Origin of the sequence: Thermoleptolyngbya sp. C42_A2020_037, from assembly GCF_015272455.1 — a bacterium.
Taxonomy (GTDB): domain Bacteria; phylum Cyanobacteriota; class Cyanobacteriia; order Elainellales; family Elainellaceae; genus Thermoleptolyngbya.
In genome coordinates, this window is the sequence record NZ_JACYLP010000052.1 from 20,144 (window position 1) to 27,823 (window position 7,680).

Annotated in this window: 5 protein-coding genes; 4 read left to right on the plus strand and 1 reads right to left on the minus strand. The window is 58.2% G+C overall.

Annotation, left to right across the window (positions count from 1 at the left end):
* Positions 1-103 precede the first annotated feature (103 nt).
* Together IGS16_RS19025 and IGS16_RS19030 are read left to right on the plus strand one after the other, a co-directional pair.
* Positions 104-1,009 carry a DMT family transporter gene (locus IGS16_RS19025; RefSeq protein ID WP_297088156.1) on the plus strand — a complete coding sequence of 302 codons (906 nt, stop codon included), beginning with the start codon at positions 104-106 and terminating at the stop codon, positions 1,007-1,009.
* Positions 1,006-1,614 (plus strand): ACP phosphodiesterase, encoded by a 609-nt coding sequence (locus IGS16_RS19030; protein ID WP_297088158.1) that lies wholly within the window; start codon positions 1,006-1,008, stop codon positions 1,612-1,614. Before IGS16_RS19025 ends, IGS16_RS19030 begins: the two co-directional genes overlap by 4 nt.
* On the opposite strand, the gene IGS16_RS19035 is transcribed toward IGS16_RS19030, so the two are convergent.
* Positions 1,586-3,892 (minus strand): Tex family protein, encoded by a 2,307-nt coding sequence (locus IGS16_RS19035; RefSeq protein ID WP_297088160.1) that lies wholly within the window; start codon positions 3,890-3,892, stop codon positions 1,586-1,588. The genes IGS16_RS19030 and IGS16_RS19035 overlap by 29 nt on opposite strands.
* Before the next feature lie 273 nt (positions 3,893-4,165).
* On the opposite strand from IGS16_RS19035, the gene glmU reads away from it, so the two are divergent.
* Together glmU and IGS16_RS19045 are read left to right on the plus strand one after the other, a co-directional pair.
* Positions 4,166-5,536, plus strand: a complete 1,371-nt coding sequence (glmU, locus tag IGS16_RS19040) for a bifunctional UDP-N-acetylglucosamine diphosphorylase/glucosamine-1-phosphate N-acetyltransferase GlmU (protein WP_297088162.1) — start codon at positions 4,166-4,168, stop codon at positions 5,534-5,536.
* Between the two features lie 161 nt (positions 5,537-5,697).
* A complete protein-coding gene (locus tag IGS16_RS19045; protein WP_297088164.1) occupies positions 5,698-7,389 on the plus strand; it encodes a hypothetical protein in 1,692 nt (563 codons plus the stop codon).
* The last annotated feature ends 291 nt before the right edge of the window (positions 7,390-7,680 follow it).

The following is a 7,680-nucleotide window of genomic DNA, read 5'->3' on the forward strand; positions in this document are numbered from 1 at the left end:
TTTACTATGATGACACTAGATATGGGTTTTAGGTAGAGTTCGGATGCACTAGGGATAGAGTAGAGGGGGTAGGGTAAGGGGTAGAGGGGGGAGTTCGTTGGTCATGCCAAGGATGCCAAAGGTAACGGCTCGGCAGTGGAGCATTTTTATTCTGGTGCTATCAAATGTCATCTGGGGTTCTACATTTCCGCTGATTAAGACTTCGCTGGGGACGCTATCGCCGTCGGTGCTGGTGATGGCGCGGTTTGTGGTGGCGGCGATCGCCCTCTCACCCGTTGTAGCAATGCGCCTGCGTTCTGTATCGCAGGCTGATGAGGCAGCAGCTCCCCCATCGCGCCTCAGTCAAGGACTGGTTCTCGACGGCATTGGGGTGAGTGTCATCATGTTTGGCGCATTTTTGACGCAGGCGATCGGGTTGGAAACGGCTCCAGCCAGCCGAGCGGCGTTTATTACTAGCCTGAACGTGATTTTAGTGCCAATTTTTGCGCGGCTGCTGGGGCGCAAGATTTCGATCCGGGTGGCGATCGCCGCTGTTCTGGCTTTGGCTGGGGTAGGGCTGCTGTCCTGGGAGGGTGGGTCGCTGGGGGTGGGCGACCTGTGGGTGCTGGGCTGTGCAGCCTGCTGGGCGGTGTATATTCTCCGGATGGAGCGAATTGTGCAGCGGTATAGCGCAACTGCCTTGACGACGGTGCAACTGGTGGCGATCGCCCTCCTGAGTCTACTGTGGGCCGCCCCGCACATCGCCCTGCAAACCGCCGCCCTGATTGCCAGCGCCGCCGTGGTGCTGTATCTAGGACTCTTCGCCACCGCCCTCACCACCTGGACCCAGGCCAGCGCCCAGCGCCACCTGTCCGCCACCGAAGCCGCCATTCTTTACACGCTAGAACCTGTCTTTGCCTCGCTGTTTGCCTTCTGGTGGCTGGGCGAACGCTGGGGCCTGCGCGGCTGGCTGGGGGGTGGGGTGATTTTGGCGGCCACGCTGCTGAGCCAATTGCGCCCTAGAGCATGAACTACCTCGCTCACCTGCTGCTCTCCGAACCCGACCCGCTGGCCCGTCTTGGCAACCTGGCGGGCGATTTCCTCAAAGGAGCAGACGTGCGATCGCTCCATCCCACCATTCAGCGAGGCATTGCGCTGCATCGCCAGATCGACACCTACACCGATCGCCATCCCATCGTCCGCCAGAGCAAGGCGCGGGTAGAGCCGCCCTACTGCCGACTGGCGGGGGTGCTGGTGGATGTGTTCTACGACCATTTCCTGGCGGTTCACTGGCAAACCTATGGGGTAGGAACGCTAGAAGCGTTTGTGCAGGGGGTCTACGCCGATTTGCAGCACTATCAAGCGCTGCTGCCACCGTCGCTCCAGCGGGCGCTGCCGTTTATGGTGACAGGCGACTGGCTGACTGCCTATCGGCAGGTGTCGGGCATCGCGATGATTTTGGAACGGATGGCAAGGCGATCGCGGCGATCGCCCCTCCTTGCCTCCAGCATTTGCGTCTTGCAACACCACTACGATGCGCTAGCGCAAGACTTTCACCAGTTTTTCCCGCTGCTCACCCACGACGTGCAGCAGAAAATCGCCAGCCTTAACGCTTGCGACCAAATTTTGCCTTAAGGTCTTCTAGCGTTGCGCCAGTTTTCGGTTCAGTATTGGTCGGCTTTGACATTTGCTGGGTGCTCTTGGATTGGGGCTTGCGGTTTGGCGGTGGGCTGCTCCTAGAGACCCCTTCGGTGGAACCTGCATCGGAACGCATCGACAGGCTAATGCGCTTCAGCGCTTCGTTCACCTCCAGCACGCGCACGGTGACGATCTGCCCCACTTTCACCACCGCTTTCGGATCTTTGACAAACCGATCGGCCAGTTGCGAGATATGAATCAGACCGTCTTGGTGAACGCCGATATCCACGAATGCGCCAAAGTTTGCGACGTTGGTGATCACGCCTTCGAGCGTCATGCCGACCTTGAGATCGCCGATTTCCTGAATGTCTTCGCGAAAGGTGGCGTAGGTGAATTGGGCACGCGGGTCGCGGCCAGGTTTTTCTAACTCTGCAAGGATGTCGCGCAGGGTGGGTTCGCCGATGGTGTCGGTGACGTAACGCTGGAGAGAGAGAGTTTTCAGACGTTCTCCTGCCTTGGTCACTTGATCTAGCGGGATGCCGAGATCCTTGGCGATCGCCTCTACAACACCATAGCTTTCAGGATGGACGGCCGTATTGTCCAGCGGATTGTCGCCATTGCGGATGCGGAGAAATCCGGCTGCCTGCTCAAACGCTTTGGGGCCCAGCTTAGAGACTTTTAGCAGTTCGCGGCGATTGCGAAACGCGCCGTTTTGGTTGCGATATTGCACGATGTTGTTGGCAACAGCGCTGGAAATGCCGGAGACGTAGCTCAGCAGTTCTTTGGAGGCAGTGTTGAGATCCACGCCCACGTAGTTAACGCAGCTCTCGACCGTTTCATCCAGCTTTTTCTTGAGCAGCTTTTGATCCACATCATGCTGATATTGACCCACACCGATAGACTTGGGGTCGATCTTCACCAGTTCTGCCAGGGGATCTTGCAATCGGCGGCCGATGCTGACGGCTCCACGCACCGTCAGATCCAGGTCAGGAAATTCGGCGATCGCCACCTGACTGGCAGAGTAAATCGATGCACCAGCTTCGTTCACAATCACTTTCACAGGCTTGTGATCGAGCGACTTCACCACTTCATTCACAAACGCATCCGTTTCGCGGCTGGCAGTACCGTTGCCAATGGCGATTAGCTCAATCTGGTATTTGCGAATCAGGTCAAGGAGCGATCGCCCTGCTTTTTCCCGCTGCCCCTCGCCGGTGTGGGGAAAGATGGTCTGATACTCCAAAAACTTACCCGTCTGGTCAATCACCGCGACTTTGCAGCCTGTGCGGAAGCCAGGGTCGATCGCCAGCGTCGGCTTCATGCCCGCCGGAGCCGCCAGCAGCAGTTCCCGCAGGTTTGCCTCAAAGGTTTTGATGGATTCGATATCCGCCCACTGCTTCTTCTCGGCAATCACTTCGCTGGTGAGGGAGGTCTGCATCAGCCGCCCAAAGGCATCCCGCAGCATCGCCTGATAAAACTCGCGCACGGGCTTGGCCTTGGTGCGAATCACTTCGCGCTCTAGGTAGCTCTGCACCTCGTCTTCGTCGAAGGTCAGGTTCAGCGTCAGTACATCCTCGCTTTCGCCCCGCAGCAGCGCCAATAGGTTGTGTGGCTGGATCTTACTCACGGGCGCGGTGTAGGTACGATACATCTCGAATTTGGTGCTGCCTTCGGGAAAATCGGGTTTGATGCGCGACTCGAAGCTGCCGGAATTCAGGCAAAATTGCCGCAGGTGCGATCGCAGGTCGGCCCGATCGGCTACTGCTTCTGCCAGGATATCCGACGCACCCTGCAACGCTTCCTGCGGCGTTTTCACGCCTTTTTCAGAATCAACATACTTCGCGGCTTCGGCGGCTAAATCCGCCTGGGGCGCGTTGGGATGATTCAGCGACTCAATCCACTGGGACAGCGGCTCTAGCCCCTTTTCGCGGGCAATGGTGGCGCGGGTGCGGCGCTTGGGGCGATAGGGCAGATACAGGTCTTCTAGCTCGGTTTTCGATAAGCACTGCTCGATCTGTGCCTGGAGGTCGTCGGTGAGTTTGCCCTGGTCGGCGATCGCCTTTAGCACGGTCTGCTTGCGTTCTTGCAGTTCCGTCAGGTAGGCATGGCGATCGGCCAGTTCCCTGAGCTGAATCTCGTTCAGTTCGCCCGTGCGCTCCTTGCGATATCGCGCCACAAAGGGAATAGTCGCTCCTTCTGCAAACAGCGCCAGCGCATTTTCTACCTGAAACGGCTTGAGCGATAGCTCCTGGGCGAGCAGTTTGGGAATATCGATCATGGGTGAACTGTGAAGAAACGCGACGTGCATTTCTCACTATACCGAAGTGTTGAGCGGAGGCAGGAGTGGGGGGATTTTGGATTGGGGGTTATCGACACAGCATGATTCAAGTCGTCTGTATCATCCATTATCATCAATCGTGCTTGAGGGAGTTCTCAGAAATACACCGACCGAAGCGCGGTATACTCCACTGTGGGGTTGGGAAGCTGAATTCCAGTCAATGAAGTCTGAATCACACAGATTACAAGCAGAGACTACAGAAAGCTAGGCAGCATGTTAGCGGTAGCAATTTTGGCGGCGGGCCGGGGAACGCGAATGAAGTCAGACCTTCCGAAGGTGCTGCATGATTTGGGTGGGCGATCGCTCGTCGAGCGGGTGTTAGACAGTTTGGCAGCGGTGCAGCCCGATCGCCAGTTGGTAATCGTGGGCTATGGGGGCGATCGCGTGCGGGAGTCTCTCAGCACGGTTCCAGGGGTGGAGTTTGTAGAGCAGCGGGAACAGTTGGGCACGGGCCATGCGGTGCAGCAGATCATTCCCCATCTCGACGGCTTTGCTGGCGACGTGCTGGTGCTGAATGGCGACGTACCGCTGCTGCGCCCGGAAACGCTGAAGAACCTGCTGGACACCCATCGCTCAGCAGGCAACGCGGCCACGCTGCTGACGGCGCATCTGCCAGAACCGAAAGGCTACGGGCGCGTGTTTTGCGATGGCAGCAACCGCGTGACGCAAATTGTGGAAGATCGGGACTGTACGGCTGCTCAAAAGCAAAACCGCCGCATCAATGCCGGAGTCTACTGTTTTCGCTGGGCAGATTTGGCGGAAGCGCTGCCCAAGCTAAGCGCTGATAACGATCAGCAGGAATATTACCTGACAGATGTGGTGAGTATGATGTCACCCGTCATGGCCGTGGATGTAGACGATTATCAGGAAATCTTGGGGATTAACGATCGACGGCAGTTGTCCGCTGCTTATGACATCCTGCAAACGCGAGTGAAGAACGCCTGGATGATGCGAGGCGTGACGCTAATTGACCCGGCCAGTATCACGATTGATGATACCGTCACCCTTGGCCCAGATGTCGTTATTGAACCCCAATGCCACCTGCGGGGTAAGACCGCAATTGGTGCAGGCAGCCGCATTGGCCCTGGCAGCCTGATCGAAAACAGCACGCTGGGCGATCGCGTGACGGTGCTATATTCCGTTGTGTCGGACAGCACTGTGCAAGCAGACACGCGCATTGGCCCCTACGCGCATCTGCGGGGACAGGTACAGGTGGGCAACGGCTGCCGCATTGGCAACTTTGTGGAGCTAAAAAATTCCACGCTGGGCGATCGCACGAATGTCGCACACTTATCTTATCTGGGTGATGCGACGCTAGGTACGAAAGTGAACATTGGCGCAGGGACAATCACCGCTAACTACGACGGCGTAAAGAAGCATCCGACGGTCATTGGCGATCGCACAAAAACTGGGTCAAACAGCGTCCTGGTTGCGCCTGTGACGGTAGGAGCCGATGTGACCATTGCCGCTGGATCGGTGATCACCGAAGATTTGCCGGACGATTGTCTGGCGATCGCCCGCTCGCGCCAGGTGGTGAAACCGGGCTGGCGGCTCACGGTTGCCTCGGATGCGCCAGCACCCTGAGCTAGGGAATCCCAAGATTCTGCTCCGTGAATGATCCGGAGGCGCGATCGCTGGGAAGAATATCTGTATAAACCCTGGTGGCGGGTGGACATTCCGGCACGAGTTCCCCCACCGTTTTCACCAGAACCGCCGAGTTCACCCAGGATCAAAAGCAGGCGACTATGCAGGCGACACTTTCCCCCAGCGATCGCACGACTGACCCTTCCACAACCGAGCTTTCTCTCTCTGTCGAAGAGCTAGGACGCACACTGGAAGCCTTTTTCCGCCAGCGCCAATTAGCCGTTGCAGTGCGCTGTGCTCTCCAGGGCGATCGCCTGCTGGTGGTGGGCAACCACCGCACCGATATGTCGCTAGACCCGCGCCAGGTGTTGCAGCTTCTCGAAGCCCGCATCCACGCCCTCCAGATTCGCTCGATTCAACAGGTCGGGCTGTATCTGCGGATTGTTGGCCAGCCCAAACCCTACATGCGCCGACAGTTTTTCCTCAACCAGCCCTTACCCAAGCCCGTGCTATCGGGGCTTGCTGCCAGTGCCATTCCGGGAACCGGGGCAATCGCCCCACCAGCGACCATTCCTATTCCCAAGCCCGCGTCTGTTGCACCGTCTGCCCACACCAAGGCTCAGCCAATCCCGCCAGCCACCCGCCGTCCCCCTGTTCAATCTGTTCAATCTGTTCAAAAAGCGATTCCACCAGCCTCTAAATCTGCCCAGACTCCTCACCAGACTCCTCAAAGGAGTGCCGATGCAGGAGCAGACCATCGCCTGCTGATAGCGGGCATTGGAGCCGTCGGATTGGCGCTGGGCAGCTACGTGCTGACGCAGCCCTGCACCCTCGGCGCGTGCCCCCAGTTGGAAACGGCGGAATCTTTGGGCAGCAAGTCGTTTACCGTTGTCGCGCAGGCCCCTGCTTCACCCGACCTGGCCGCCGCCCAGCAGTACCTCACTGGGGCGATCGACCTGCTGGACACCGTGCCCATTTGGTCGCGCCATCGGCAAACCTCCAGCAAGCTGCGCCAGCAATATCAGCAGGAAAATGAGGTGCTGAGTAGGCTGATGCAGGCAGAGCAGTGGGCGATCGCCGCTACTCAGGCCAGCGAAGCTCCGGTTCTCAGCCTCCAGACTTGGCAGTGGATTCGCAACCAGTGGGAAGCCGCGATTCAGCAGCTTGAAGCCGTACCCGTTGCCAGCCCGTTTTATGCAACAGCCACCGCTAAACTTCAGGACTATCGGGATCGGCTAGCCCTGGCGCAAACCCGGCTTCAGCAAGAGGAGGCAGCCGGACAGCGCCTTGCTGAAGCCAAGCAGTTGCTAAAGCTGGCCTGGGAGCGGCAGCAGCATGCCATTCGTCAGAAGCGCCCTGACCTGGCCGAAGCGGTGGTCGCCACCTGGGAAGCAGGCCTGGCGCGGTTGCAGCAGGTGCCACCCAACACCAGCGCCATGTTTGAAGCAGAACGCCTGCTAGCCCTGTATGAGCCACGGGTAGAGAAAATCAAAACGGACCTGGAAGCGGCGATCGCCCAAGCCGCCAATCAGCCCGCCCAGCCCATGCCCCAAATCGCAGACCCCTCTGCCGCGCCCGACACTCAGCCCGTCACGCAGCCCACGCAGGCGATCGCCCCGCAACCCATCCCGCAGCAGGTTCCACAGCAAATTCCGCAACAAGCGCTAACTCCCCAACAAATGGCGCAATATCAAATGGCCCAGCAGATGGCACAACGGCGGATGATGCAGCAGCAAATGCTTCAACAGCCCATGCTCCAGCAGCAACTCTTGCAACAGCAAATGCTCCAGCAACACATCATGCAGCAGATGCAGGGACAGCCCATTCCCCCGGTGCAAACGGTTGGACAGTAGCCGTTTCAGGAATTTTGAATTGCCGCAGGAGACTGGAAATGAGCCTCAAACTCTACGCGACCGCTGAAATTGCTGGAAGTCCCGCAGACGTTTGATACTAAATCCGGATGGCATACCCCCGAAACGATTAGGCCTGTCATGCGGGCCACCAGTGATAATTGGTCAAAGCTTTAATCTCGGCTTGCATCGACAGCAAGGTGCGGCAGCGGGCCTCGAGGACATCTTCGAGATCGCTGATATCAATTCTCTAAATACCCGCTACACATAGAGCATCGACAATCCAATCCCACT